This is a genomic window from Flavobacterium fluvii, assembly GCF_900129545.1.
GTDB classification, from domain to species: Bacteria; Bacteroidota; Bacteroidia; order Flavobacteriales; family Flavobacteriaceae; genus Flavobacterium; species Flavobacterium fluvii.
Window position 1 is genome coordinate 1,330,152 of sequence record NZ_FQWB01000001.1, and the last position, 25,941, is coordinate 1,356,092.

At 35.6% G+C, this 25,941-nt stretch carries 25 protein-coding genes; 8 read left to right on the forward strand and 17 right to left on the reverse strand.

Features of this window, described 5'->3' with window-relative positions; translation table 11 throughout:
* Positions 1-60: 60 nt before the first annotated feature.
* From rpe to BUC16_RS05500, 10 genes are all read right to left on the reverse strand, one after another.
* The gene (rpe, locus tag BUC16_RS05455) at positions 61-726 is read right to left on the reverse strand and encodes a ribulose-phosphate 3-epimerase (protein WP_073368513.1); all 666 of its coding nucleotides are present in this window, start codon (positions 724-726) and stop codon (positions 61-63) included.
* 225 nt (positions 727-951) lie between these two features.
* Positions 952-1,815 carry a sigma-70 family RNA polymerase sigma factor gene (locus BUC16_RS05460; RefSeq protein ID WP_073368514.1) on the reverse strand — a complete coding sequence of 288 codons (864 nt, stop codon included), beginning with the start codon at positions 1,813-1,815 and terminating at the stop codon, positions 952-954.
* A gap of 160 nt (positions 1,816-1,975) precedes the next feature.
* Positions 1,976-2,224 carry a hypothetical protein gene (locus tag BUC16_RS05465; RefSeq protein WP_073368516.1) on the reverse strand — a complete coding sequence of 83 codons (249 nt, stop codon included), beginning with the start codon at positions 2,222-2,224 and terminating at the stop codon, positions 1,976-1,978.
* A gap of 171 nt (positions 2,225-2,395) precedes the next feature.
* Positions 2,396-3,142 carry a LytR/AlgR family response regulator transcription factor gene (locus BUC16_RS05470; RefSeq protein ID WP_073368517.1) on the reverse strand — a complete coding sequence of 249 codons (747 nt, stop codon included), beginning with the start codon at positions 3,140-3,142 and terminating at the stop codon, positions 2,396-2,398.
* Positions 3,135-4,676 carry a tetratricopeptide repeat-containing sensor histidine kinase gene (locus tag BUC16_RS05475; protein WP_084546106.1) on the reverse strand — a complete coding sequence of 514 codons (1,542 nt, stop codon included), beginning with the start codon at positions 4,674-4,676 and terminating at the stop codon, positions 3,135-3,137. The genes BUC16_RS05470 and BUC16_RS05475 overlap by 8 nt, the downstream gene beginning before the upstream one ends.
* Positions 4,677-4,924: 248 nt before the next feature.
* Positions 4,925-5,323, reverse strand: coding sequence for a hypothetical protein (locus BUC16_RS05480; protein WP_073368520.1), 399 nt, complete (start codon positions 5,321-5,323; stop codon positions 4,925-4,927).
* Between the two features lie 184 nt (positions 5,324-5,507).
* A complete protein-coding gene (locus BUC16_RS05485; protein WP_073368522.1) occupies positions 5,508-7,643 on the reverse strand; it encodes a polyribonucleotide nucleotidyltransferase in 2,136 nt (711 codons plus the stop codon).
* Positions 7,644-7,866: 223 nt separating this feature from the next.
* On the reverse strand, positions 7,867-8,136 hold the full coding sequence (gene rpsO, locus BUC16_RS05490; protein ID WP_073368524.1) for a 30S ribosomal protein S15: 270 nt from the start codon (positions 8,134-8,136) through the stop codon (positions 7,867-7,869).
* 143 nt (positions 8,137-8,279) lie between these two features.
* Positions 8,280-9,245 (reverse strand): energy transducer TonB, encoded by a 966-nt coding sequence (locus BUC16_RS05495; protein ID WP_073368526.1) that lies wholly within the window; start codon positions 9,243-9,245, stop codon positions 8,280-8,282.
* A 36-nt stretch (positions 9,246-9,281) separates the two neighbouring features.
* Entirely contained in the window at positions 9,282-9,737 is a 456-nt protein-coding gene (locus BUC16_RS05500; protein WP_073368527.1) for an XrtF-associated fRMsr-like GAF protein, read from the reverse strand.
* A 72-nt stretch (positions 9,738-9,809) separates the two neighbouring features.
* Between BUC16_RS05500 and xrtF the strand changes: the two genes are divergently transcribed.
* The 8 genes from xrtF (at position 9,810) to BUC16_RS05540 (ending at position 16,962) form a co-directional block, all read left to right on the forward strand.
* Positions 9,810-10,367: an exosortase family protein XrtF gene (gene xrtF / locus BUC16_RS05505; RefSeq protein ID WP_073368529.1), complete on the forward strand. Its 558-nt coding sequence runs from the start codon at positions 9,810-9,812 to the stop codon at positions 10,365-10,367.
* Positions 10,342-10,785 (forward strand): exosortase F system-associated membrane protein, encoded by a 444-nt coding sequence (locus BUC16_RS05510; protein ID WP_073368530.1) that lies wholly within the window; start codon positions 10,342-10,344, stop codon positions 10,783-10,785. Before xrtF ends, BUC16_RS05510 begins: the two co-directional genes overlap by 26 nt.
* 57 nt (positions 10,786-10,842) lie before the next feature.
* Positions 10,843-11,673 (forward strand): restriction endonuclease, encoded by an 831-nt coding sequence (locus BUC16_RS05515; RefSeq protein ID WP_073368532.1) that lies wholly within the window; start codon positions 10,843-10,845, stop codon positions 11,671-11,673.
* A 103-nt stretch (positions 11,674-11,776) separates the two neighbouring features.
* Positions 11,777-13,132: an MBL fold metallo-hydrolase gene (locus BUC16_RS05520; RefSeq protein ID WP_084546107.1), complete on the forward strand. Its 1,356-nt coding sequence runs from the start codon at positions 11,777-11,779 to the stop codon at positions 13,130-13,132.
* A 69-nt stretch (positions 13,133-13,201) separates the two neighbouring features.
* Positions 13,202-13,615: an HYC_CC_PP family protein gene (locus BUC16_RS05525; RefSeq protein WP_073368533.1), complete on the forward strand. Its 414-nt coding sequence runs from the start codon at positions 13,202-13,204 to the stop codon at positions 13,613-13,615.
* A gap of 69 nt (positions 13,616-13,684) precedes the next feature.
* Positions 13,685-15,712: a TonB-dependent receptor plug domain-containing protein gene (locus tag BUC16_RS05530; protein WP_073368535.1), complete on the forward strand. Its 2,028-nt coding sequence runs from the start codon at positions 13,685-13,687 to the stop codon at positions 15,710-15,712.
* 57 nt (positions 15,713-15,769) lie between these two features.
* Positions 15,770-16,123 carry a heavy-metal-associated domain-containing protein gene (locus BUC16_RS05535; RefSeq protein ID WP_073368536.1) on the forward strand — a complete coding sequence of 118 codons (354 nt, stop codon included), beginning with the start codon at positions 15,770-15,772 and terminating at the stop codon, positions 16,121-16,123.
* A gap of 164 nt (positions 16,124-16,287) precedes the next feature.
* Positions 16,288-16,962 carry a DedA family protein gene (locus tag BUC16_RS05540; protein ID WP_073368537.1) on the forward strand — a complete coding sequence of 225 codons (675 nt, stop codon included), beginning with the start codon at positions 16,288-16,290 and terminating at the stop codon, positions 16,960-16,962.
* A 76-nt stretch (positions 16,963-17,038) separates the two neighbouring features.
* Here BUC16_RS05540 and BUC16_RS05545 read toward each other — a convergent pair whose 3' ends face one another.
* From BUC16_RS05545 to BUC16_RS05575, 7 genes are all read right to left on the reverse strand, one after another.
* Positions 17,039-19,393, reverse strand: coding sequence for a hypothetical protein (locus tag BUC16_RS05545; RefSeq protein ID WP_073368539.1), 2,355 nt, complete (start codon positions 19,391-19,393; stop codon positions 17,039-17,041).
* A 109-nt stretch (positions 19,394-19,502) separates the two neighbouring features.
* Positions 19,503-21,869, reverse strand: a complete 2,367-nt coding sequence (locus tag BUC16_RS05550) for a hypothetical protein (RefSeq protein ID WP_073368540.1) — start codon at positions 21,867-21,869, stop codon at positions 19,503-19,505.
* Between the two features lie 181 nt (positions 21,870-22,050).
* Entirely contained in the window at positions 22,051-23,679 is a 1,629-nt protein-coding gene (groL, locus tag BUC16_RS05555) for a chaperonin GroEL (RefSeq protein WP_073368542.1), read from the reverse strand.
* 39 nt (positions 23,680-23,718) lie between these two features.
* On the reverse strand, positions 23,719-23,994 hold the full coding sequence (locus BUC16_RS05560; RefSeq protein ID WP_073368544.1) for a co-chaperone GroES: 276 nt from the start codon (positions 23,992-23,994) through the stop codon (positions 23,719-23,721).
* A 139-nt stretch (positions 23,995-24,133) separates the two neighbouring features.
* The gene (gene secG, locus BUC16_RS05565) at positions 24,134-24,475 is read right to left on the reverse strand and encodes a preprotein translocase subunit SecG (protein WP_073368546.1); all 342 of its coding nucleotides are present in this window, start codon (positions 24,473-24,475) and stop codon (positions 24,134-24,136) included.
* A gap of 3 nt (positions 24,476-24,478) precedes the next feature.
* On the reverse strand, positions 24,479-25,324 hold the full coding sequence (locus BUC16_RS05570) for a tetratricopeptide repeat protein (protein ID WP_073368548.1): 846 nt from the start codon (positions 25,322-25,324) through the stop codon (positions 24,479-24,481).
* 64 nt (positions 25,325-25,388) lie between these two features.
* Entirely contained in the window at positions 25,389-25,892 is a 504-nt protein-coding gene (locus tag BUC16_RS05575) for an LptE family protein (protein WP_073368768.1), read from the reverse strand.
* Positions 25,893-25,941: the final 49 nt, after the last annotated feature.

The window sequence follows — 25,941 nt, forward strand, 5'->3', positions numbered from 1 at the left end:
TTTAAACAAAAAAAATCCGAAGCTATAAACTTCGGATTTCAATTTAAATATATTTTAATTTTAGAAAGAAGTCAGCTTCTTCAAATCTGCAACAGTTACAGTTGGATTTTCCGCTTTGAAAACAAAACTTCCCGCCACAAGAACGTCGGCACCGGCTTCCACTAATTGTTTCGCGTTTTTATTGGTTACGCCACCGTCAATTTCTATAATTGTATTTGCTCTTTTACGATTGATTAAATCTTTCAGTTTTTCAACTTTAGAATAGGTGTTTTCAATAAACGATTGTCCTCCAAAACCGGGATTCACGCTCATAATCAAAACCATGTCGATGTCGTTGATAATGTCTTCCAGTAAATCAACATTGGTGTGTGGATTTAATGCCACTCCAGCTTTCATTCCTTCTGCCTTGATGGCTTGCAATGTTCTGTGAAGATGTGGGCAAGCTTCGTAATGTACACATAAAATATTGGCACCCAACTCGGCAAAAGTTTTAATGTATCGATCTGGATCTACAATCATTAAGTGGACATCGATTGTTTTCTTGGCGTGTTTTACTATCGCTTCCAATACCGGCATCCCGAAAGAAATATTGGGAACAAAAACTCCATCCATAATGTCAATATGAAACCAATCAGCTTCGGAATTGTTTATCATTTCGATGTCACGCTGCAAATTGGCAAAATCAGCGGCAAGAACTGAAGGTGCAATAATTGTATTTTTACTCATTGTTAGGTAGTGTTGTTTTTTTGCAAAGGTAATATAAAAAATAAAACTCCGGTACCCGAGACTGAAAGTCGAATTGAGCGTAGCTAAACCCGAGCGAAGCGAACAGACCGCGAGTTTTATTTCCTTAAAAAATAAAACTCCGGTAATCAGCCGGAGTTTCAATCATCAATCAAAAAACGAACAGTTAATCAGACCGTCGTTACTTGTCACCCTGAATTGTGAGGGTTAACCTAAGTAGGTTTTTAATATTTTACTTCTTGAAGTGTGTTTCAATCTTCGAATCGCTTTTTCTTTAATCTGACGTACACGTTCGCGAGTCAGGTCAAAAGTTTCGCCTATTTCTTCCAATGTCATTGGGTGTTGGTCACCAAGGCCAAAATACAAACGAACCACGTCGGCTTCTCTTGGAGTCAATGTTTCCAATGAACGCTCGATTTCTGTACGCAATGATTCTTGAATTAATTCTCTGTCCGGGTTTGGTGATTCGCCAGAACGCAATACATCGTAAAGGTTTGAATCTTCTCCTTCAACCAATGGTGCATCCATAGAAAGATGACGACCAGAGTTTTTCATGCTTTCTCTTACGTCGTTCACGGTCATGTCCAATTCTTTGGCAATTTCCTCTGCTGTTGGCGGTCTTTCGTTAGATTGCTCCAACAAAGCATACATTTTATTGATTTTGTTGATGGAACCAATTTTATTCAATGGCAAACGAACGATACGAGATTGTTCTGCCAAAGCTTGCAAAATAGATTGACGAATCCACCACACAGCATACGAAATGAATTTGAAACCACGAGTTTCATCAAAACGTTGTGCGGCTTTTATCAAACCTAAATTTCCTTCGTTAATCAAATCGGGAAGTGTTAAACCTTGATTTTGGTATTGCTTGGCCACAGAAACCACGAAACGTAAATTGGCTTTTGTTAATTTTTCTAAAGCTCTTTGATCACCAGCTTTTATCTTTTGCGCTAATTCTACCTCTTCATCTGCGGTGATAAGATCCACCTTCCCAATTTCCTGTAAATACTTGTCTAATGATGCAGTTTCACGATTCGTTACCTGCTTGGTGATTTTAAGTTGTCTCATGTTTTTGTCTCCTCAGTTTTTAAGTGTACAAATGATTATACGTATGGAGTTGCAAAAAAGTTACAATAGTTTCAAAAAAATAATACAAAAAAATCAGCTGTGAATCTTGTTGGTTGATTTACAGCTGATTTATGCTTTGTGGTGATTTGTTGTTTTTCTTTTATTTGAAGAGGTCTTTATCCAAATTTAGTATGTTGTCGAATATCTTGTTCAAGGATTTGATGTATATTGGAATTCCAATGGCAAGAAAAATATATTCTTTTCTGATTACGCTTATGTCTTCCAATATTATGTATAAACTGGGGATGATGAGCAATAATGACACAAACACTCCGATATAGGGATTTGTTATTGCTTTTTGGATAAGGGAGGTAGTTTTTAACATGTCTATGGGGTTGTTTGATACCATGATATTGAGTTGTTTTATTATGACTCAAAAGTAATCTGCTTTTTGCTTTTTGTGATTTTAATTGTCACGAAGGCAGTTTTTATTGACATGAAATTTAGAAGTTGGTCAGAAACAAAAAATCTTCTCGAGATGGAGAAGATTTAGTGAATTTTGGTTTGAATGTGATTTTGGTCAAGACAAAATATTCATTTTTTTTATAAAATCTTTATAAGTGTCGCTTAGGTTTATTTTGTGATTCCCTTTCAGAATGACAAGGTTGTCGGCAAGAATTATTTCTTCAATTTTGTCAGTGTTGACTATGGTATTGCGATGTGTTCTCGTGAATTTGTTTTTATCCAGTAAATCACTGATTTTTGTTAATGAAATCAGGATGACAAACTTTTCTTTTTCGGTTATTATATTGCAGTAGCGTTCTTCCACTTCTATGTAAAGAATGTCGCTTATCGCAACTTTTTTCAGGGCATTTTTCTTTTTTATAAATAAATAATCATTGCTGATGACGGTGTTTTGATCTTCGCTGAGAAAGACGTTGGTTTGTTCGTAGAATTTCTCGACGGCCATTTCCAGTGCGTAAAGAATTTCCAATTCGTTGAATGGTTTCATCAAAAAACTGAACGGTTTGGTGAGTTTTGCTCTTTCGAATATTTGACGGTCTTGTGAACTTGTCAAAAAAACGAATGGCTTTGAAGCGTTTGGAATAATATTGATGGTTTCCGCAAAGGTGATTCCATCCGGTTTTCCATCAAGAAACACGTCGATTACGATAATGTCAATAGCTTGCTCGTAAAAAAGTTTTAGGGCATCGGTATAACTTCTGGCAATGCCTACAATGTTGTATTTGTTTGCCAAAAGTACTTTGCTGAGCGCGTCACTTTGCTCCGGCGTGTCTTCTATTATCAGTACATTGATTTTATCCATTTTGTTGTGTTTTTGGAAACGTCAATATTATTTTGGTTCCTTTGTGGAGTTCGCTTTCTATTTGTATCGTGCATCCATTTTTCTTGACCATTTGTTTGCACAATTGCATTCCCAGACCTGTTCCAATGGTTTCGGACTTGCTTTTTTTGACTAATAATTCGTCTTCTTTCAATATTTCGTTTATGGTTTCTTCGTCCATTCCCAAGCCTGTGTCTTCCAAGACGAGTTGACAAAAATCAGGATTGTTTTCTTTTGTGTAAAAACTGATTTTGCCGTTTTTGTTGGAAAATTTGATGGCATTGTCCAATAAATTGCGAAGCACAATTTTAAGCGAATCAAGATCCACGAAGATAAAGCAATTTTTGGAAACCGAATTCTCAAAAGTAATGGTTTTCTCCATTAACAAGGATTTGTAGTTGTATTCTATTTGTTGCACTATCGAAAACAAATGCACCGATTCTTTATGGAAATACAATTGCTTGGTTTGCAACAATGCCCAATGCAGCAAGTTGTCCAGTAGGCTGTAGGCTCCGTTGGCAATCCCGCTGTTTTGAATAATTAGTTGGTTCAACTCGTCGTAATTCTTGGTTTCCAGTGTTGCCGATAATTTGCTGTTGCTGGTTTTTAAGGCATTTACCGAGGAACGCAAATCGTGGCTTACGATAGAAAAAAGTTGGTCTTTGGTGGCGTTGAGTTCGTCGAGTTTGTTTTTTTGAAGCAGAATGATTCTGGCATTCTTTACTTTTTGCGCATAAAAATAGACTCCGGCCGTCAATAACAATAATAAGCTGATTGCAGAGAAAAACAACCAATTTCTTTGACTGTTTTTAAGTTGATTCTCTACTTCAAGTACCTTGATTTGTTTTGTTTTTTGGGCTACGGCAAACTTTTTCTCAAAATCTGCCACGGCCCAAACTTTGTTTTGATTGTTGAGAGAATCTTTCCATCGGATAGATTCTTTTCTAAAAGCCAGTGCTTTTTTGTAATTGCCTTTGTTCTCTTCAACTACAGACATGTTTTGTGTGGCAGTTGCTTTTTTGGAAAAGTCTTTTACCTCTTTAGATAGTGCATAGGCTTTTTCGAAATAAGGAATGGCTTGTTGATCTTTGTATTGCTCATAATATAGATTTGCAATGGTGTTGTATGCGTTGAATAGATTGTCTTTGTCTCCTTCTTTTTCTTTAATTTTTAAATTTTTGATTAGGTATTCTTCCGCTTTATCATAATTTTTTAAAAAAATATACGTCGTACCCAAGCCTTCATAGATTTTGGACAAACTGTAGAGTTGTTTAGAGATTTGAGGGAACTTAAGAGCGTTTTCGTAATATAATCTAGCCTTTTCAAATTCTCTTAATTCTAAAGAAGCTCCTGCTGAAAAAATTCTCGCTTGAGGGTAAAATACAAATTGATTCGAAATTTGTGCCAATTCTTTTTTGGCTTCCTTGTAAACTTTTTTCTCGCAAAAACTTGTGCCTCTAAAAAAATGACAATAATCGGCTATTTCTTTGTTGGTGTTTGAACTCAATTGTTTCATTGAGTAAATAAGAGTGGAATCCCAATCTCGTTTTAAATAAAAAGATTGGGATTTAATGAAGTTTATTTCGGATTTATATTCAACAACCTTTTTTTGCAATGTTTGTTCAATAATATCATTGTTTGATGTTATTTGAGAAAAAAGTAAAAAAGGAATTGAAAATAGAATTGAAATGAATACTAAACTAAGTTTTGATAGCATATGATTTTACTCTAAATAATGCTTAGTAATGATTGTCGAAATTTATATTAAGGAGTTATAACTGTCACGGTTCCTCTAGAAGTTTCAGGGTCAATGTCTTTTAAGAAAGAAGTTGTGCTGGTGATTTCTCCAACAGTTGGAGAAGTGAAATCTAACTCAATGTACCAAACGTTTAAGCTAACTGGAGTTTCTTCTTTATAATTATAATCAAAATACAATTGCAGCGAATTGTCAATGACTTTTGGGTCTTGTTCTACCCAAGGCAGTTCAGTATCGGCTGAGTCAATATAAAGTGTTGCCCTGATTTTTAAAGTTTCCAAGCCACTAGCCGAAGTGAATAATTTTGCCGAAACTAAAGGGGCTATTGGGTAATTGACCTCTTTGGATTGTGATATTACAAATGGGGTCTGATTAATTTGCGTGGTTTGAATAACGTTTAAAGCCATAATGAAATTTCTTTTTTTAAGATTAATAAGGTTAAAGATATTTTTTTTCTTCGAATTATGGGTAATGTTATTGTTGTTTTTGAAATTTAATTATTCAAAAGACTTTTTGAAATCGAAAAACCCCGTTTCAAATGAATGAAACGGGGTTAATTATGAATTAAACCTTTAGTAAACTAAGATCTGATTACTCTTTTTTCTCCTCACGTGGAGGTCTTTGCAAAAGTGCTTTTCTGGACACTTTTTCTTTGCGTGTTTTTGGATCAAGACCAAGATATTTCACTTGGAAAACATCGCCCATATTTACAACATCGGCAACATTTTCTGTTCTTTCCCAAGCTAGTTCCGAAACGTGAAGCAATACTTCATTTCCAGGAGCGGCAGTATATTCTACAACTGCACCGAAGTCAAGCATTTTAATTACTTTCACTTCATAAGCTTCGCCCATTTGTGGTTTGAAAGTGATGGATTGGATTTTTGCCAATACCGCTTCAATTCCGGCAGGATCTGTTCCAAGAATTTCGATAACTCCTTCTTCGTTCACTTCGTTGATTACGATAGTGGTTCCGGTAGCTTTTTGTAATTCTTGAATTACTTTTCCACCAGGTCCGATCAGGGCACCAATGAATTGACCAGGGATTGTTCTGGTGATAATTTTTGGAGCATATGCTTTAACATCTGCTTTAGGTTCTGCCAATGTTGAAGTAAGAATGTTCAAAATATGCAAACGACCGTCTCTAGCCTGAGCCAAAGCTTGTTCCATAATCTCGTATTTCAATCCGTCAATTTTGATGTCCATTTGGCAAGCTGTAATACCTTGGGTAGTTCCAGTTACTTTAAAGTCCATATCTCCCAAGTGATCTTCGTCGCCCAAAATATCTGACAATACAGCAAAACGATCACCATCAGTAATCAATCCCATTGCAATTCCAGAAACTGGACGAATCATTTGAATACCAGCATCCATCAATGATAATGTTCCGGCACAAACGGTAGCCATAGAAGATGAACCGTTAGATTCTAATACTTCAGAAACCACACGTATAGTATAAGGACAATCAGCAGGAATCATGTTTTTCAATGCTCTTTGTGCCAAGTTTCCGTGACCAACTTCTCTTCTTGAAGTTCCTCTCAATGGACGAGCTTCTCCTGTAGAAAATGGTGGGAAATTATAGTGTAAGTAGAATTTTTCTTCTCCTTGTTCAGAAGGAGAATCAATTTGGTTTGCTTCTCTAGAAGTTCCTAGAGTGGCTGTTGCCAATGCTTGAGTTTCTCCACGAGTAAATAATGCTGAACCGTGAACAGATGGTAAATAATCGATTTCACACCAGATTGGTCTGATTTCAGTAGTTTTTCTTCCGTCCAAACGGGTTCCTAAATCCAAGGTTACATTACGAACAGCTTCTTTATTGGTTTTGTAGAAATATTTAGAAACTAAATCTCCATTTTCAGCCAATTCTTCTTCGGTAAACAAGGCTTTTACTTCTTCTTTAACCGCGTCAAATGCTGCTGAACGTTCGTGTTTAGCTGAACCTTTGCTTGCGATTGCGTAGATTTTATCATAAGCCGCTGCTTTTACTTTGGCGTAAATAGCATCGTCTGTTTTTTCAGTTTCGTAAGTACGAACTTCTTTTTTTCCAAAAGCATTTGCCAATCTTTCTTGGGCAGCAATTTGTACTTTAATGTGTTCGTGGGCAAATTTAATGGCTTCCACCATTTCTGCTTCCGAGATTTCTTTCATTTCTCCTTCTACCATTGCGATAGAATCAGTAGAAGCTCCAATCATCATGTCGATATCGGATAATTCTAATTGTGCACGAGATGGATTGATGATAAATTTACCGTCAATTCTTCCTACTCTGGCTTCTGAAATTAAAGTTTCGAACGGTATGTCGGACAATGCAAGAGCTGCCGAAGCTGCCAATCCTGCCAATGCGTCTGGCATAACTTCGTCATCATGAGACATCAACTGAATCATAACTTGAACTTCTGCGTGATAATCAGATGGGAAAAGTGGACGCAATACACGGTCAACCAATCTCATTGTTAGCACTTCGCTGTCACTTGGACGCGCTTCTCTTTTAAAGAATCCTCCAGGAAAACGTCCTGCTGCGGCAAATTTTTCACGATAATCTACCGTAAGCGGTAAAAAGTCGATACCTGGACTTGCTTTTCTTGCGGATACAACTGTTCCTAAAATAACAGTTTTTCCAATTCTTACTACTACAGATCCATCGGCTTGTTTGGCTAATCTTCCTGTCTCGATTGTGATGCTTCTGCCATCACCTAAATCGATGCTTTCTACAAATAATTGTGGAATCATAAAATTTAATTCTATAAGTTAAACAATGGGTTTTAGTTGTGTTGTAGTGTTGTAGTTGTTGTGCGTAGTTAATGCCTAAAACCCAATGAAAAACCAAACTTTTTTTAATGAAAAGGCAATATCAAAAATCAATATTGCTTGCTAATTTTTTAAAAATTTAAACTTGTAAATCTAAATTCTTAAATAAAAAAAGAGGCACTCTCGCACCTCTTTTCTATATTGATTATTTTCTAATACCCAATACTTTGATAATCTCACGATATCTGTTGATTTCTTTCTTTTTCAAGTAATCCAACAAAGATCTTCTTTTACCTACTAATAGTACCAATGAACGCTCTGTGTTGTAATCGTGACGATTTTTTTTCAAGTGCTCTGTAAGGTGGCTAATTCTGTGTGTGAATAGTGCGATTTGTCCTTCTGCAGATCCTGTGTTTTCTGCTTTTCCTCCGTGTTTAGCGAAGATTTCTTCTTTAACTTCTTTAGTTAAGTACATTTTAATATTATTTAAATGATTATTATGTATGTCATACAGCTATTGTAAGACGGCTGCAAAAGTAATTAATAATTATGAGACGAACAAAATAAACGTTTCTTTATTTTGGGAAGTGGTAAAGCAATCATGAATTGTGAGTTGTTTTAGTTTTGAATACTAATTGGTAGCGAATAGGAACATCTTACTTCCTGTCCTCTTTGTTTGGCAGGAGTCCACTTGTCACAATTGTTTAATACTCTTATTGCTTCCTCACCTGTTCCATAGCCTAAATCTCTCAATACTCTTGGTTCAACTATTTTTCCGTCTTTGTCAACTACAAATGTAATATAGACTTTTCCTTTTGTACCTTGGGGCATATTTGGTAATCTATAGTTTTTTGAAAGATATTTGTAAAAATCCATAATTCCAGATTTGAATTCTGGTTTAGTCTCAATTTCCGTGTAATTATAGGAGATGTTATTGTTGTCTACGCTTTCACCCGAAATTAATTTTCCGTTTTTATAGGTTTCTTTATAAGTGCATTTTGAATTTTTAAACGAACCTTCCCATATGCCGTCTTTAAAACCATTTTTCACTTCTCCTTTTTCATATCCATTTTCGTCTTTGTCTTCGAAAATTCCATTGCCGTCAACAATTTTCGGCACACCATTTTCGTCCCAAAATTGATTTATTTTATGTATTGCAGTCATTTTTTTTTCATCCTCAATGTATTCTCCTTCTAATTTTTTAGAACCATTTTCATACCATTCAAGATCGATTCCGTTTTCACGGCCTTTAACGTAATTGGTTAAAGATTTTTTATTGGTGTTTTTGTAATAATAAGTAAATATTCCTTCTTTTGTGTTTCCGCTATTGGTTTCTGAAGTTCCTTCCATTCGCATTTCCCCTGAACGATAATACTCCTGAACGGCATAACGTTTCTTGTTTAATTTTGAGTCTCTGATTACTCTGATATAAAGATAATTCTTTGATTTGGTTTCCTGGTTAGTTGAGTCCAGATAAACAAATTTATCGGTTTGGGAAAGAATTAATTCGTTGTTTTTAGAAACTTGTGAAATACAAAGTTTGGGAACAAAAAGAAATAAAATAGTAAGTAGAATTGGTTTCATGAAATGTAGGTTAATTAGAAAGCGAATGTAAAAATTTTAATACAACTTAGCAATTTCTTCATTCACAAATTCTAAAAAGCGCTCATCGGCTTCGGTAAACGGATCGAGGACGTGGCTGTCGATGTCTATTTGTCCAATATTTTCGCCATTCACAAAAAGAGGAACGACAATTTCTGATTTGACGGTAAAGCTGCACGCGATATAATTGTCTTGTGCCGCAACATCGGGAACCACAAAATTGGTATTGGAAACCGCCACTTGTCCACATATTCCTTTTCCGAAAGGAATTACGGTATGGTCTGTTTCTGCTCCTACATAAGGGCCAAGATGCAGGGTTTGGGTTTCGGGATGGGCAAAATAAAAACCAACCCAATTGTAGTAATCTATGGAGCTACTGAGAAGTTCGCAAATTTTTAACAGCTTTTCTTCTCTGGAAATGGTGGAATTTGAAGTAATTTCAGTTACTTTTGGTTTAAGATTTTCGAAAGTCATGTCCTGGGTTTTTTATGTAAAAGTATTTAAATGGGAGGATCTAATTTTATATAAATTTGTTAAAAATTCATTTTGAAAAAATATTTAGTTCGCTATAAACCCTTTTTGCTGTTCTTGGGAAAGTTTTTGCTGACTTACCTGCTTTTGACTTTTGTTTATGAAAGCTATCTCAACCAATTCGATGCCAAGAAATTTGAGGTTGACGGGGTTACGCAATTGGTGGCGGAACAAACCAAAAACGGAATGCTTTTTTTTAATTTTGAAGCCAAGGTTACGCCAAACGCGAAGGAACCGGCAATAAATTTGTTCTACAATCAAAGACATATGGCTCGAATTATCGAAGGCTGCAATGGTTTGAGCGTGATTATTTTATTTATATCTTTTGTAATTGCCTTTTCTGGAAAAAAAAGGGAAACAATTCTGTTTATCATCGGTGGCAGCTTGCTCATTCACGTTTTGAACGTGTTTCGAATTGCACTTTTAAGTATCTTGTTGTATTATTTTCCAACAAGGGAACATATTTTGCATGGAGTGTTTTTTCCGTTGTTTATTTATGGGGCGGTTTTTTTGTTATGGATTATTTGGGTCAATAAATTTTCAAAATATGCTACGAAAAATTTTAAATCATAAAGTAAGGATTTTGTTGGCAACGATTCTTGTTCTTTTCTTGGCTTTGATAAGAGCATATGAAGATTTTTTGTTTTATGATCCTTTTTTGAATTATTTCAAGACAGATTATCACAATTTGCCATTGCCGGAAATTGAAAATGTTTCCTTGTTTTTCGGGTTGTTGTTTCGTTATTTTTTGAATACGGTTTTGTCATTGGCCATAATTTATGTTTTGTTTAAAGATATCGAAGCCGTCAAATTTGCTTCAATATTGTATTCATTTTTTTTTGTGGTTCTTGTCATTGTCTTCTTTTTTGTGTTTTCTTATTTTGGCGAAGCCAATAAAATGGCCTTGTTTTATATTCGAAGGTTTATCATTCAACCTATTTTTTTATTGCTTTTTCTTCCAGCTTTTTATTATCAAAAGCAAAACAACTAATCTTTTTTTGTACCTTTATTAGCCGTTTTGATTTAATAACTGTTAAATCACGAACTAATGAAAATAGTAAAACATTCCGGGAATATTGTTGATTATAATCCATCAAAACTCAAACAATCACTCTTGAAATCTGGCGCAAGCCAAATGACGGTTTCTGTCATTTTGAATGCTATTGAAAAGGAGATTTACGAAGGAATTCCTTCCAAGCAAATCTACAAGATGGCCTTTAATTTACTCAAAAAGGTCTCTAATTCCCACGCCGCTCGATACAACTTGAAGGAAGCGGTTCGACTATTGGGACCAGCCGGTTTTTTCTTCGAAAAATATATTGCCCGTATTTTCACGGCCGAAAAGTATCAAACCTTGACCAATGTTGTTTTGCAGGGAAACTGTGTGTCGCATGAGATTGATGTGTTGATTAAAAAAGGCGACGAGATTGCCATGGTGGAATGTAAATTTCACATGGGAAAAGAGGCCCATTCCGATGTCAAGATTCCCATGTATATTTTGTCCCGATTCAATGATTTGAAAGACAATAGGCATACTGCTTTTACTCGGAATGATGTTATTTCTAAATGTTGGATTGTCAGCAATAACAGGTTTACTTCAGATGCCATTGCGTTTGGCAAATGTTCCAAACTGAATTTGTTGTGTTGGGATTTTCCCGAAAACAATAATTTAAAAACAAAAAATGACAGGAACCATCTTTATCCGGTGACTTGTTTAACCACTCTGTCTCTTGCCGAAAAAGATAAATTATTGATGCTGGACGTGATTTTGGTAAAAGAGATACTAAAGAATTCGGAATGTTTGGAAAAAATTGGATTGAGTTCCAATCGAATAAAAAACGTTATCAAAGAATCCTACCAATTGTGTGAATACATTTAAAATATAGAAATAATGAAATGAGCATAACCGATAATTGGTCGAAAACACCAATGATTATATGCGAATTACATATGACCGAAAAAAAAACAATAAATATAAACATATGAAAATCAAATTCATTGGCGGAGCAGGAACCGTAACGGGTTCCAAAACATTGGTTGAAAGCAATGGCATTAGAATCTTGATTGATTGCGGACAATTTCAAGGCATCAAAACTTTGCGGGAACTCAACTGGCAGCCTTTGCCAATTTTGCCTTCGACCATAGATTTTGTATTGTTGACCCACGGTCATTTGGATCATTGCGGTTGGCTGCCCATATTAGTCCATCAGGGTTTCAAAGGCAAGATTTATTGTACCAGCCCAACAAAAGAAATCACGAAACTCATTCTTTTGGACAGTGCCAAAATCCAGGAAGAAGAATCCAATAAAGCCAATGAAGGACATTATTCCAAACACGAAATTGCCCAGCCGCTTTATGACGTTAAACAAGCCGAAGCAGTTTTTCCGCTTTTCAGGGTTATTAAAACTAATGAGCCAATTCCTTTGGATGCCGAGATTTCGGCTGTTTATACCAATGCGGGACACATTATTGGCGCATGCAGCATCGAATTGAATTTGGAAAATAAAACCTTGGTTTTCTCCGGTGATATTGGCCGCGACAACGATGTGTTGATGTATCCGCCAACAAAACCGAAAAAAGCAGATTACCTGTTTCTGGAAAGTACTTACGGCAATCGCCTTCACCCTGAAACGGATGCCAAAGATGAACTCGAAATCTACATCAACAACACGGTTCAAAAAGGTGGTACCATCATCATTCCGAGTTTTGCCGTCGAGCGTGCCCAAACTATCATGTATTTGCTTTGGCAACTCAAAGAAGAAGGGAAAATCCCAAATATTCCTTATATTATTGATACACCGATGGGAATTAGCGCTTTGGAAATTTTTGCCAACAACCAAAAATGGCACAAATTACCGGAGCAACATTACATAGGAATGTGCAAAATGTTTTCGATGATTTCAGATTATCAGGAAACCATTGATGCCATTTACAACAAAAGTCCGAAAGTGGTTATTGCCGCCAGCGGAATGATTACTGGAGGCCGGGTTTTGAGTTATTTGGAACGCTATATTGGTTTGCCGGAAACCACCGTAATCATCATTGGCTATCAAGCCGAAGGAACTCGTGGCAGAAAATTATTGGAAGGAGAAAAAGAAATCAAAATACGAGGTAAATATTATCCCGTATTGGCCAATATTTTTGAAATTCAAGCCTTGTCGGCTCACGGCGACCAAAAAGATTTGCTTAATTGGCTTTCTGCATTGGAAAATAAGCCAACAAAGGTATTTTTGGTACACGGCGAAAACGAGCCCGCCGACGAACTTCGTCTAAAAATCACCGAAAAATATGGATTTGATTGCGCAGTTCCTTTAATGGGGCAAGAAGTTGAATTGTAGTAATTTTAATGTTTTTGTTTTTAACGAAAAATTAGTATTTTTAGTAGTATAAATGCATATTTTTGTACCATGAAATTTAAAAAGCACATCAGTCTTTTTCTGGCGTTTTTCCTGTTGGTTTCCAATGTGGGATTTGCTGTTGATGTGCATTATTGTGGAGGAGAAATTGCCTCGATAAAACCTGTTTATTGGAAAAACCCTGAAACTCCAAAGAAGGTTGAAAAAAGTTGTTGCGCTTCAAAAGTTGAAAAAAAAGACAGTTGTTGCAAAGATAAAGTAGTTCATTTCCAAAAAAAATCAGGAAAGGTTTCCTTAAATTCAATCTCCTTTCAACCTGATTTCAACTTCCTGTTTGAAGAATGGAATCCAGTGGTTTTTTCTGAAATTTCAAATTTTGAAAACAGCAGCATTGCTTCTTATTATTGCGATGCCAATGCGCCACCACTTTTCAAATTATACCACCAATACATTTTCTACGCCTGATTCTAATGTTCTTGTTAGATCAAACTTTTTTTGGGTTTGATACTCTTTAGAAACATTAAAATCAATACAATGAAAAAACAAATTTCAATACTTTTATTGATCTTGTTGTGTGCGTTTAGTTCTTATTCGCAGGACACATTGCAGGAAGTAAAAGTTCAATCTAAAAACAAAGGTTTGCAAAAATCCTCCAAGATTACGGCAAACACGACCCTTTTGACCAGCAAGGAACTGCTCAAAGCGGCTTGTTGCAATCTCGCCGAAAGTTTCGAAACCAATCCTTCCATCGACGTCAATTTTTCTGATGCCTTGACGGGAACCAAACAAATCAAAATGTTGGGTTTGACCAGTCCGTATTTGATGATTACCGAAGAAAATATCCCTTCTGTTCGCGGTGCTTCCCAAGCTTATGGATTGTCGTTTACACCGGGAACTTGGGTCGAAAGCATCCAAATTACAAAAGGAGCTGGAAGTGTGGTCAATGGTTATGAAAGTATTTCGGGACAAATCAACACGGAGTTGCTCAAACCGGTCAACGATATTCCTTTTTTCTTGAATGCTTATGGTTCGACCGACAGTCGTTTTGAGTTAAACACGCATTTCAATGCCAAAATTTCGGATAAATGGGCGAGTAGTTTGTTCGTTCACGGCAATACAAGGGTTGCCAAAAACGACATGAATGACGATGGTTTTCTGGATAATCCATTGGCAAAACAAATCAACGTCTTGAATCGTTGGCAATATACGGATGCCCAAAAAGGGTGGGTAAGTTTTATCAATTTTCGTTACATGAATGACGAAAAACAGACTGGAGAAATGGATTTTGATCCAGAGAAAGACAAAGGAACAACTAATTCTTGGGGATCGGAAATCAACACGGAACGTTTCAATGTTTCGGCTAAACTAGGTTATGTTTTCCCCGATATGCCCTACCAAAGTTTTGGTTTTCAAAATGCTTTTGACAGCCACGACCAAGATTCTTATTTTGGGTTGAACCGTTACAACATCAAGCAAAACAGTTATTATTCGAACTTGATTTTCAACTCGATCATCAATAATACGATGAATAAATTTGCAACGGGTTTGAACTTCACTTACGACAAATACCAAGAATTTGTCAACGTGAATGATTACAGTAGAATTGACAATTCCATAGGTGCTTTTTTTGAATATACTTATGACAATACCTCTAATTTCAGTTTTATTGCCGGTGGACGAATTGACAATCATAATCGCTTGGGGACTTTTATTACGCCAAGATTGCACATTCGATACAATCCCTGGGGCAAAGGCGTTTTGCGCGCTTCGGCAGGAAGAGGAAAAAGAAGTGCCAACATTTTTGCCGAAAACCAGCCACTTTTTGCGAGTTCAAGAGCGTTTGATATTTTGGACACCAACGGAAAAATTTATGGTTTGGATCCTGAAATTGCTTGGAATTATGGACTGAGTTTCAATCAAGGGTTTTCTATTTTTGGCAAAAAAGCGGATGTGGGTGTTGATTTCTACAGAACCGATTTCAAAAATCAGGTGGTTGTAGATTTGTATACGGCTCCAGTAATTCCGGGAACGCATCAAGTGTTGTTTTATAATTTGAACGGGAAATCGTTTGCCAATAGTTTGCAATTGGACTTTAATGTTGAATTGGCAAAACATCTTGATTTACGTACGGCCTATAAATTTTACGACATCCAAACGGATTATCTGGGTGGAAGAAGTGAAAGACCATTACAAGCCAAACATCGGTTTTTTGGAAATTTAGCTTATGAAACTCAAATAGGAGAGAAGGGGCAACAGTGGAAATTTGATTTTACCTACAATTGGATGGGAGAACAAAAATTGCCCGAAACGGCATCCAATCCAGTAGAAGACAGGCTTCCAGAATATTCACCTTCCTATTCTTTGATGAATGCACAAATTACGCGAATTTTTTCTTCTACTTTTGAAGTGTATTTGGGTGGAGAAAACATTGGAAACTATAAACAAGAAAAAGCAATTTTGGGCAGCGAAAATCCTTTTGGCCCTACATTCGACGCTTCTATTGTATATGCGCCGGTTTTTGGACAAATGTATTATGCCGGTCTTCGATTTAAAATTAAATAAGTTAATAGCAATGTCAATTGCAAAAAAAAACAAGAACAATTAAAAAAAACAAATAAAATGAAAAATCTATTTTTAGGAATGCTGTTATTAGTAGTGACACTTTCCACGCAAGCACAAGACAAAAAGAACAAAAATGCGAAATACACTATTGCCGTTAATGGTAATTGCGAACAATGCCAACGAAGAATCCAAAAAGCGGCCTTCTCGGTTGATGGAGTAAAAATGGCCAATTGGAACATTGAAACCCATAAATTGGAGGTAACCATCAATGAAGAAAAAACGTCTGTTGGCGAAGTGAAAAAGACTGTGGCCAAAGTGGGTCATGATGCAGGCGAGGTAAGAGCGACAAAAGAGAGTTATGACAATCTTCATCATTGTTGTCAATATGTAAGGGAAGAGCCAATAAAATAAATTCCTTTGAAAAGTATGCAGTGCTTTTTGGAATTGGTTTCAATGAATTCCGAAAAGTCTGCATTCTATTAAATTTTTATTAAAAAAGCGGAAATGCACCGTCCTAATGATGCTGTTTTGCTAAACTATAAGTACTTTTACCAACAAATTTTTAAAATACTTTTATGAATAATTTCGATTGGACACAATTAGTGAACCCAGAATTTTATATTCTAATGGATGTGGGTGGGGTAAAAATAGGATTGTTAGTGATTCTTTTTATAATTTTTGCCGAAACAGGTTTGTTCGCGGGATTTTTTCTACCAGGAGACAGTTTGTTGTTTTTAGCGGGTATTTATAGTGAGTTGTTGATGCGACAAGTATCAATGGGAAGTGATTTTGCAGATGTGGTTTTGTTGTCTTCGTTGGTTTCTGTAGCGGGTGTTTTGGGTAACATGGTAGGCTATTGGTTCGGGGTTAAGGGAGGCACTTATCTTTATAACAAAGAAGATACTTTTTGGTTTAAGGAGAAATACCTTTTGCAATCGAGAGATTTTTTCGACAAGTATGGTGGGAAAGCCATTATCTTTGCAAGATTCTTGCCTATTTTCAGAACTTTTGCTCCCATAGTTGCCGGAATTGCTGCAATGGATAAAAAGAAGTTTATGTTTTTTAATGTCGTAAGTTCCATTCTTTGGTCATTTAGCATGATTTTAGCCGGACATTATTTGTCGAGTTTATTCTTGGATAAATTTGGCATCGATTTAAAAAAGCACATAGAATACATAGTTATAATTATTGTGCTTATCACAACGATTCCTGTTTTGTTCAAACTTTTAAAAAAAAGAGTTCATTTGTAAACCAATGAATTCAAATAAACTAAAAAATCCGAAGCTATAAACTTCGGATTTTTTTTATGGGAAAACTTGTTTCAAATTAGGGATTTGACACCGGAATTCTTCTTGTTTCGGAGACTAACTGTCCATCATCTGAAAACCCTTCCAGCAAAACCTGGATTTCTTTTTGGTTTCCTTTTGGGAGCTTGATTTCATAATTTTGATTGTCTTTTATCGTGATGTTTGGTGACCAGTTTAAAGTGCCGAAATAATAAAACTCATTTTGGGTTTCAAATTGCGAATTTTTGAATTTTATGTTTTTTGCAAAACCTTTATTTACAATCAATGAAGTGTATTTAATGTCATAATAGTCTTTTTTGAGATTTTCCCTCAGGAAAATTTTAATGGTTCCGTTGCCAACCGATACAACATCGGAGTTGCCAGATTTGTCCATATAGATTTCGTCAATTTCATTCATATAGAGGTTGAACAAAAGGTTGTTGTCCAATACGATGTCATTGTCGATATATACAGTGGGGGATCCTGAATTGCCGCCGGTAAAGCCTCGGTTGACACTTATGAAAACATTGCCATCTTCGTCTAAACCCGTGCGATATCCATTTCTGTTCAAAAAGTCCAAAAATCTTCCATAGTCGCCCTCTTTAACCTTAAAGGATGTGGCCATGAAATTCATTTCTTTTTGATGCTTTAAAACGTCTTTTTTGGTGCTTTTAATGGTTATTTCTTTTAAATTGATGATGCTGTCTTTAGCTTTGGAAACACTAAACGTGAAACTTTTATCCAAGTTTTTTTTAGTTGGGCAAATGGTTTTGTCAAATTGTAGCGGTAATGAAAAGAAGGTTTGGCTTGGGGAAACTCTGGCTTCTATTTTGGTTGCCACGGATAGGCTTTTTTCGTTTATCATTTGTAAAACAAAAACAGTCGAGTCCTGGGCAAAAAAGTTTTCGAATTTAAAATCATTGTTTTTATCAATGACCGCTTCGTCAAATACATTGTCTTTTAATGAAACAAGCGAGATTCTGTTTTTGGAATTTGGATTTAATTTTTTTTCCACTTTTCCACTTATTGTTACTCCTTTGTCAAAGCTGTGATTGATTTTTGGCGGATTGGATTTTATGTTGTCCCAAAGGAATTTACTTTTGTTTTGGTTCAGCATTAATAGTTCCATGTCTTGTTTCCTCTCCTTGTTTTCAAGGTCGTAATAGGCATAGTTGTCTGTTTCGGGAATATCTAAATAATTATTGAGGTAAAAAGTACCTTGAATAGACCTATTTTGATTGATGCAGACGTTGTTTTCTGGAAGTACGCTAATGCTTAAACTGGCTTGATTCAGTTCTGTTTTTCCTGATAATTGTATGCTGTCATTGGCAACAACTTTAGCTTGGAGTGTCGTGATTGGACTATTGACAGGAGAGATGTAAACCAATCTTTCGGTGATTTCATTTAAGTTTTCATCAATCAGCCGAATGCTGTTGACACCATTGGATAAATACTTTTTGTCGAAAAGCAGTGTTTTTTCGGTTTCTTTGGTGTCGAAGACAATTTCTTGTTGAATGGCGTTTTTGTTTTGTTGAATGAGCAAGATGAACTTTTTATTTTGATATAATTCAACCCCTTTTTCATTTGTTTTAACCGCGATTATTAGTTTGTTTTTAGGTAGATTGTTGTTGTAAGTCACTATGATTCCCGTTTCTTGAACTTTGGGCAATGGTTGGGCAATGGTTAATTTGTCTGACTTTATTTTTAGGGTGTATTTTTCATTTAAATTAGGGATTAAATAAAAAACACCATTGCCCATTTTGTTGGTGTGAAATTGAGAAACTTCATTTGATTTGGAATCCAGAACAATTCCGTCTGTTTCTATCCCTTTTTGGTTGCAATCTTTGATGGAAATGCCAACAGCATTATTGATGTCGTTTAGGATGGAACCGCCTTCGGGGGATAGGGTTATTTTTGCCGTATCCCAGTCAGGCTCTTTGGTTTTAAAATTATATGGTTCGTTTTTATCAATGATTTCGATTGTCTGCATAAAAGAACCATCTTCGGTAAAATTGTTCATCCAATTGGTGTAAAAATGGAAATAGTATTTGCCGGTTTTGAATTTGTTGTTTAAATGCAGGCCTCCTGCAAAAGTGCCTTTGGTCGTGAAAATCAATTGTTTTTGAATGATTTCTTGTTGTTCATTATAGACAACCAATTGCACATTGGCGGTATTGGAATGCGGAGTATTATTGTTTTTACTCCATACATATCCTTTGAAAGCAAGGTCTTCACTGTTTACATAAATATTTTTGTTGAATTGGACGTGAATGCTTTCTCTGTCGTAATTAAAATAGGTGTCTATGTAATTCTTTATTTTTTCTTGATTACTTGTGGTTTGCGAGAACGATTGTAAAAAAAACAGCAAACAGCTAATTTTGACTATTAATCTCATACAGGGGGATTTAGGGAATTATGTCGTTGGTTAATTTGTCTGCTAAATATAGCCGCAAAAGCTACTCAAACTAGATATAATCAAATGAATTAAAATTTAAATAATTGTTTTATAGATTGGAAACAGGTATTTTTCTTATCTCGGAGATTAACTCTCCATCTTCTGAAAAACCTTCCAACAAGACTTGAATTTCTTTTTGATTCGCTTTCAGCGACTTTATTTCGAAACTGTTGTTTGTTGTTATTTCTGCTTTTGGAGTCCAAGACAAGGTTCCGAAATAGTTGAATTCTTTTGCCGTTTCAAAGGGTGCATTGCTGAAATCAATTTCTTTTGTGAATCCATGGGTGACCATAAATGAAGCGTTTTTTGATTGAAAGATGTCGTTTTTCATTCCGTTTTTGAGGTAGATTTTTATGGTTCCCGATCCTGTGGGATTTGTATTGGAGTACCCCATTTTGTCAATATAGATTTCATCAACTTCTTCAATGCTTAAATTGAAAAGGAAATTCAAGTCGAAAACTTCTTGGTCATCTATATAAACTGTGGGCGAAGCATCAGTATCCCGGACAATATCGCTAAGTTTATTTTTGATATAAACCGAATTGTTCGTGCCGCTAAAACCAGTTCGATAACCTCCATACATGCTGAGGTAATCGAGGAAGTTGCCAAAATCTTTATCGGTTATTTTGAAGGCTTTGGCCATGTTGTTTTTCTCTTTGTGAATCAGTTTTGTTTTTTTGGAATCCCCTTTTATGACAACATCGTTAAGGTTAATTATGCTTTTGTCTAAACCCAATTTGGCAAAACTAAAAGGTTCATTAGTGTTGTCGATTGCGGGACAATCGAGCAAATTGATTTTTGGTTGAAAAACGAAAGTGGAATCCCGGACAACAACTTTGGCGTTTATTTTGTCATTTTTTGCGATATTTTTTTCATTGGTCATTTGCAATAAAACTATCGTGGAGTCGTGTACATAAATGTTTTCAAAAGTGAATAGATTGTTTTTGTCTATCATGGATTCTTCAAAGACTTTGTTTTTCATTGATATTAATGAAATTTTATATTTTGAATTGGAATTTAATTTTTTTTCAATATTTCCTTTTATTGTAATTCCTTGAGTAGAAGGATACGTGATTTTGGGAGGGTTCGATTTTATGTTGCTCCACAAATATTTGTTTTTGTTTTGATTGAGGATTGCTAATTCGATGTCCTGCTTTCTGGTTTTGTTGTTGTTGTCAAAATAAGGATAGGTTTCGTTTTCAGGTTGATCCAGATAAGCATTCAAGCGCATTGTACCTATGATGGATTGCTTGTTTGTAATGCAAGTGTTGTTTTCGGGTAAAATGCTGATGCTTAAATTGGATTTTTTGGAGTTGTTTTTCACGGAAAGCATCAAACTGTCGTTGGCTATTGTTTTGGCTTCTAACGTAACTTCTGGTTTTGAATCGGTTTCAATATAAATTAATCGTTCGGCAACTTCATTCAGGCCTTCGTCGATAACTCGGATAGTATTGACGCCATTGGCTAAATTCGTCTTGTCAAAACGCAGTGTTTTTTCAGTTTCATTTGCGTCAAACGTGAATTCTTTTAAGATGGAATTTCCATTTTGATGAAGGAGTAAAACCAGCTTTTTATTTTGGTATAAAGTAAGGCCGGCATTATTTGTTTTTACTACCACTGCCAGAATATTGTTCGATAAATTGTTGTTGTAACTTATTGCCAAGCCTTTATTTTGGGTTGAAGGCAAATTTTCAATAAGGTTTAATTTTTCTGTTTTTATTTGGACCGTATATTTTTCATTATTGTCAGGAGTCAAATAAAAACTGCCATTTCCCATTTCATTGGTTTTAAATTGGGTTATTAGTTTGGATTTGGAATCAAAAACTTTTCCTTCTATAATTTTTATTCCTTTACGATTACAGTCGGTCAACTTAACTCCAATCTTGTTGGTTATGGAATTTATAATTTTTCCGCTTTCAGGAAAAAATTCAATTTTGGCTGATTTCCAATTGGGTTCTTTGGATTGTGCGTAATAGGGTTCGTTCCTGTTTATGATTTCAACAGTTTGAATGAATGATTCGTCTTCGGTAAAATTATTCATCCAATTGGTGTAAAAATGAAAATAATATTTTCCTGAAGAGAATTTTTCGTTTAAGTGGATTCCTCCTTCAAATACACCTAAAGCAGTGTACAGTAATTGTTTTTGAACGAGTTTTTTTTGGTCATTGTAAATAGCCAATTGTACATTGGTGGTATTTACATCCGGCAAATATTTGTTTTTGTTGATGACATAACCTTTGAAAGCAAGGTCTTCGTTATTGACATAAACCGTTTTGTTGAATTGAACGTAAATGTTTTCCCTGTCATAATGAAAATAGGTTTCAACGAGATTTTTAATGTTTTCTTGATTATTGGTCGTTTGCGAAAAGGATTGTATAAAGAGAAGTAAGCCAAAAATAGTAAAGTTGAATTTCATTTGTAAATCTATGGTTAGTTAGTGGTTGGATATTATTTTGCGCGAATCAAAATTAAATTAAAAAAAGACACGGGGTTCTTAGTTTAAGGTTTTATTTACAAATAACTTAACATAAATTATGCCAAAAAAAATCCGTCCCAATTATATCGGGACGGATTTTGAATATGATTTTGGATTGATATTACATCATTCCTGGCATTCCACCACCCATTGGGCTTCCACCGGCATGTTCTTCTTTGATTTCTACCAAAGCACATTCGGTAGTCAATATCATTCCTGCAACTGAGGCAGCATTTTCCAAGGCTACACGAGTTACTTTTTTAGGATCGATAATACCTGCTTTTAGCATATCCACGTATTCGTCAGTTTTGGCATTGTAACCAAAATCTCCTGAACCTTCGGCTACTTTTGCCACAACAACAGAACCTTCCAATCCAGCGTTTTCAACAATGGTTCTCAAAGGAGATTCTATTGCACGGGAAATAATTTTTATTCCCGTAGCTTCGTCAGCGTTGTCGGCTTTTAACGTAGCAAGTGAGTTTTTAGCTCTCAATAAAGCAACTCCTCCACCAGCAACAATTCCTTCTTCAACAGCAGCACGAGTCGCGTGAAGCGCATCGTCAACTCTGTCTTTTTTCTCTTTCATTTCCACTTCAGAAGCAGCACCAACATAAAGAACGGCAACTCCACCAGCTAATTTAGCCAAACGTTCCTGTAATTTTTCTTTGTCATAATCAGAAGTCGTAGTTTCCATTTGACCTTTGATTTGGTTTACCCTGTTTTTGATGGTATCTGCATCACCGGCACCGCTTACGATAGTAGTGTTGTCTTTGTCGATAGAAACTCTTTTTGCAGTTCCCAACATTTCGATAGTTGTATTTTCTAAAGTGTATCCTCTTTCTTCAGAAATTACAGTTCCTCCAGTTAAGATAGCGATGTCTTCCAACATTGCTTTTCTTCTGTCACCAAAACCTGGAGCTTTCACGGCTGCTATTTTCAATGCACCACGCAATTTGTTTACCACCAATGTTGACAAAGCTTCTCCGTCAACGTCTTCTGCTATAATCAATAATGGTTTTCCTGATTGAGCCACTGGCTCTAAAACTGGCAATAATTCTTTTAGAGAAGAAACTTTTTTGTCATACAAAAGGATGTATGGACTCTCCAATTCTGCTTCCATTTTCTCTGGATTGGTAACAAAATATGGAGAAAGATATCCTCTGTCAAATTGCATTCCTTCCACTACGTCAACATAAGTATCGGTTCCTTTGGCTTCTTCAACAGTGATAACACCTTCTTTACCCACTTTTGCGAAAGCATTGGCAATCAACTCACCAATCACTTCATCATTGTTTGCAGAAATAGATGCAATTTGTTTTATTTTTTCAGAATCGCTTCCTACCACTTTAGCTTGTTTTGCCAAGTCGGCAACAATAGCTTCAACAGCTTTGTCGATTCCACGTTTCAAGTCCATTGGGTTTGCTCCGGCAGCAACGTTTTTCAATCCTTCTTTTACGATGGCTTGTGCCAAAACTGTTGCGGTTGTAGTTCCGTCACCTGCCAAATCATTGGTTTTGGAAGCTACTTCTTTTACCATTTGAGCACCCATGTTTTCCAATGGATCTTTCAATTCGATTTCTTTTGCAACGGTAACACCATCTTTGGTAACATTTGGTCCTCCAAAAGATTTTCCAATAATTACGTTGCGACCTTTTGGTCCAAGAGTTACTTTTACTGCGTTTGCCAATGCATCTACACCACGTTTTAATCCGTCACGTGCTTCAATATCAAATTTTATATCTTTTGCCATTTCTTTTTGTTTTGACTTTTAATTGTTTTTAATACTTAATTAGATGATTGCCAAGATATCGTCTTCGCGCATAATCAAATAATCTTTTCCTTCTAATTTCAATTCTGTTCCGGCATATTTTCCGTAAAGAACGGTATCGCCCACTTTTACGGTTAATGGTTCGTCTTTTTTACCATTGCCCGCAGCAACAACAGTTCCTTTTTGTGGTTTTTCTTTTGCAGTATCTGGGATAAAAATTCCTGAAGCAGTTTTAGTTTCGGCTGCTGCAGGTTCAATAAGTACGCGGTCTGAAAGCGGTTTAATATTTAAAGCCATAATAATATGATATTTTGTTGTTATTAATTTGATGCGAATCGGATTTCAGAAATTATGCCAAGGGCTAAAAACTGACATTTTTTCTTAAAAGAAATGCCAGCTTTGACAGGCTGGCATTTGTTGTATTTTTGAAATAAAATTATTTTTTTACTGGTTCAGCAGCTGGTGTGCTTTGAACTGGTGCCGCATTTTGGGCAGGTGCAGTGGTAGTTTCTGATTTTTCAATAATTTTAGAATCGGTGTCGCTTAATGATCCATCAAAACTTAAACTAGAAAGTAATATAAGTGCAATTAATACTGTTGCCAATGTCCAAGTGCTTTTGTCTAAAAAGTCGGTTGTTTTTTGTACTCCACCCAACATTTGAGAACCACCTATTGAAGAAGATAATCCACCACCTTTAGGGTTTTGAACCATAATTACTACTACCAATAGAAAGCAAACTATTGTAATTAAAACTAAAAAAATTGAAAATGTGCTCATTGTTTATTTATTATGTTGTTGTAAAATCTCAATATCCGAAATACGGTCTGCAAAGAAACTACTTTTTTCTGGATATTTCAAAATTAATATTTCATAAGCTTGAATTGCTTTTTGATATTTTTTTTGTTCCAAATAGACCCTGGCCAAAGTCTCGGTCATCAAGTAGGAAGTGTCCGTTTTGTTTGATTCCGCAAAGGTTGTTGAATGCGTGCCATGTTTTGCGGGAGAAATTTTTGGGTTGGATTCGATGAATTTATCAATCAATTCCGCTTTTTTCTTTTTTTCCTCGTCTAATGGTTCGGTTTCAGGGTTGGTTGTGTTTCCTTTTTCTCTTAGTATAGGCTCGATTCGGGCAAGTTGCAGCCATTCTTGAAAGGAATGTTTTTCGTTGACCGAAAAATCCAAAGGTTTTCCAATGTCCAGTTTTTCAACAGCCGTTTTTGTGTTTTCTTCTGCTTCTTCTGCTTCTTTTATGGAGGTAAGAATGGATTGCTCTACCGTGTTTGCTTTTGCTTCCAACTTTATTTCGGGCTTGAGAACCTCGAAATCGACCACGCTAATGTCCAAAAGTTGCGATAATTTTTTGTCGTATAATCCTTTTTGAATGGCAACAAAAGTGTCTGAAGTGATGAAATCAAATAAAACCGTTCTATCGGTAGTGTGTGCTGCTGTAACTTTTAAAGCATAATTATACTTGAAACTATTTTGATTGTAAAGCCCTCTCAAACGCAATGCCCTGGCACTTTGAAAATATGGAAATTCATCCAGCACTTTTGCCAAGTCATCCGTTTGCTTTTCGTTGATGGCATCGGGTTTGTTAATTAAATAAGTATAATCGGTTACGTTCATTTTTATAATTTACGATTTTTTAAATCTAATATCGGAAATCTCATATCTAATATCTAATATTAGTTTACCATTTAGCCAACGATTCGTTGAATATGTCTTGTGTTATTCTTTCGAAAATTTCTTTTATGGCTTTGTTTAAAGTTTCTCCATGGAGTTGTTGGGCTGCGGGATAATCATAATAAAAATCGAATGTTTTTTCGAAATTGTCGGTTTCTTTCTTTCTATTGGAAAATCGAACATTTACCCTGATGGTCAATCTGTTTTGTGCGGCTTGCTGATCGGCAGTTGCGGTCATCGGGCTTATTCTGTAATCTATGATTTCTCCTTCATAAGCTAAATCGCCACCTGTTTTAACCAAATTCAAATTGGTTTGATTTTGGATAAGGTCTTGCAATTCCAAGTAAAATGTCCTGTCGATTCCAGGTTCAATTAACTCTGAATTGTTCGGAAAAAAACTTACTTGAAAAGTTTTGGCGTCGATTTTTCCAGTTCCAGTGAAGTTGTAAACATTGCAACTGTTTGTGGTGAACAATAAAATTAGAAATAAAAAAGGATATATTTTTTTCATGCTATGTTGTAAAGGCAGATTCCAATCTTTGAAATCCCAAATTCTAATT

Coding starts and splice junctions, on each gene's coding strand:
- rpe (WP_073368513.1), bottom strand. CDS start 726: ATGAGTAAAAATACAATTATTGCACCTTCAGTTCTTGCCGCTGATTTT.
- BUC16_RS05460 (WP_073368514.1), bottom strand. CDS start 1,815: ATGAGACAACTTAAAATCACCAAGCAGGTAACGAATCGTGAAACTGCA.
- BUC16_RS05465 (WP_073368516.1), bottom strand. CDS start 2,224: ATGGTATCAAACAACCCCATAGACATGTTAAAAACTACCTCCCTTATC.
- BUC16_RS05470 (WP_073368517.1), bottom strand. CDS start 3,142: ATGGATAAAATCAATGTACTGATAATAGAAGACACGCCGGAGCAAAGT.
- BUC16_RS05475 (WP_084546106.1), bottom strand. CDS start 4,676: ATGAAACAATTGAGTTCAAACACCAACAAAGAAATAGCCGATTATTGT.
- BUC16_RS05480 (WP_073368520.1), bottom strand. CDS start 5,323: ATGGCTTTAAACGTTATTCAAACCACGCAAATTAATCAGACCCCATTT.
- BUC16_RS05485 (WP_073368522.1), bottom strand. CDS start 7,643: ATGATTCCACAATTATTTGTAGAAAGCATCGATTTAGGTGATGGCAGA.
- rpsO (WP_073368524.1), bottom strand. CDS start 8,136: ATGTACTTAACTAAAGAAGTTAAAGAAGAAATCTTCGCTAAACACGGA.
- BUC16_RS05495 (WP_073368526.1), bottom strand. CDS start 9,245: ATGAAACCAATTCTACTTACTATTTTATTTCTTTTTGTTCCCAAACTT.
- BUC16_RS05500 (WP_073368527.1), bottom strand. CDS start 9,737: ATGACTTTCGAAAATCTTAAACCAAAAGTAACTGAAATTACTTCAAAT.
- BUC16_RS05510 (WP_073368530.1), top strand. CDS start 10,342: ATGCTACGAAAAATTTTAAATCATAAAGTAAGGATTTTGTTGGCAACG.
- BUC16_RS05515 (WP_073368532.1), top strand. CDS start 10,843: ATGAAAATAGTAAAACATTCCGGGAATATTGTTGATTATAATCCATCA.
- BUC16_RS05520 (WP_084546107.1), top strand. CDS start 11,777: ATGAAAATCAAATTCATTGGCGGAGCAGGAACCGTAACGGGTTCCAAA.
- BUC16_RS05525 (WP_073368533.1), top strand. CDS start 13,202: ATGAAATTTAAAAAGCACATCAGTCTTTTTCTGGCGTTTTTCCTGTTG.
- BUC16_RS05530 (WP_073368535.1), top strand. CDS start 13,685: ATGAAAAAACAAATTTCAATACTTTTATTGATCTTGTTGTGTGCGTTT.
- BUC16_RS05535 (WP_073368536.1), top strand. CDS start 15,770: ATGAAAAATCTATTTTTAGGAATGCTGTTATTAGTAGTGACACTTTCC.
- BUC16_RS05540 (WP_073368537.1), top strand. CDS start 16,288: ATGAATAATTTCGATTGGACACAATTAGTGAACCCAGAATTTTATATT.
- BUC16_RS05545 (WP_073368539.1), bottom strand. CDS start 19,393: ATGAGATTAATAGTCAAAATTAGCTGTTTGCTGTTTTTTTTACAATCG.
- BUC16_RS05550 (WP_073368540.1), bottom strand. CDS start 21,869: ATGAAATTCAACTTTACTATTTTTGGCTTACTTCTCTTTATACAATCC.
- groL (WP_073368542.1), bottom strand. CDS start 23,679: ATGGCAAAAGATATAAAATTTGATATTGAAGCACGTGACGGATTAAAA.
- BUC16_RS05560 (WP_073368544.1), bottom strand. CDS start 23,994: ATGGCTTTAAATATTAAACCGCTTTCAGACCGCGTACTTATTGAACCT.
- secG (WP_073368546.1), bottom strand. CDS start 24,475: ATGAGCACATTTTCAATTTTTTTAGTTTTAATTACAATAGTTTGCTTT.
- BUC16_RS05570 (WP_073368548.1), bottom strand. CDS start 25,324: ATGAACGTAACCGATTATACTTATTTAATTAACAAACCCGATGCCATC.
- BUC16_RS05575 (WP_073368768.1), bottom strand. CDS start 25,892: ATGAAAAAAATATATCCTTTTTTATTTCTAATTTTATTGTTCACCACA.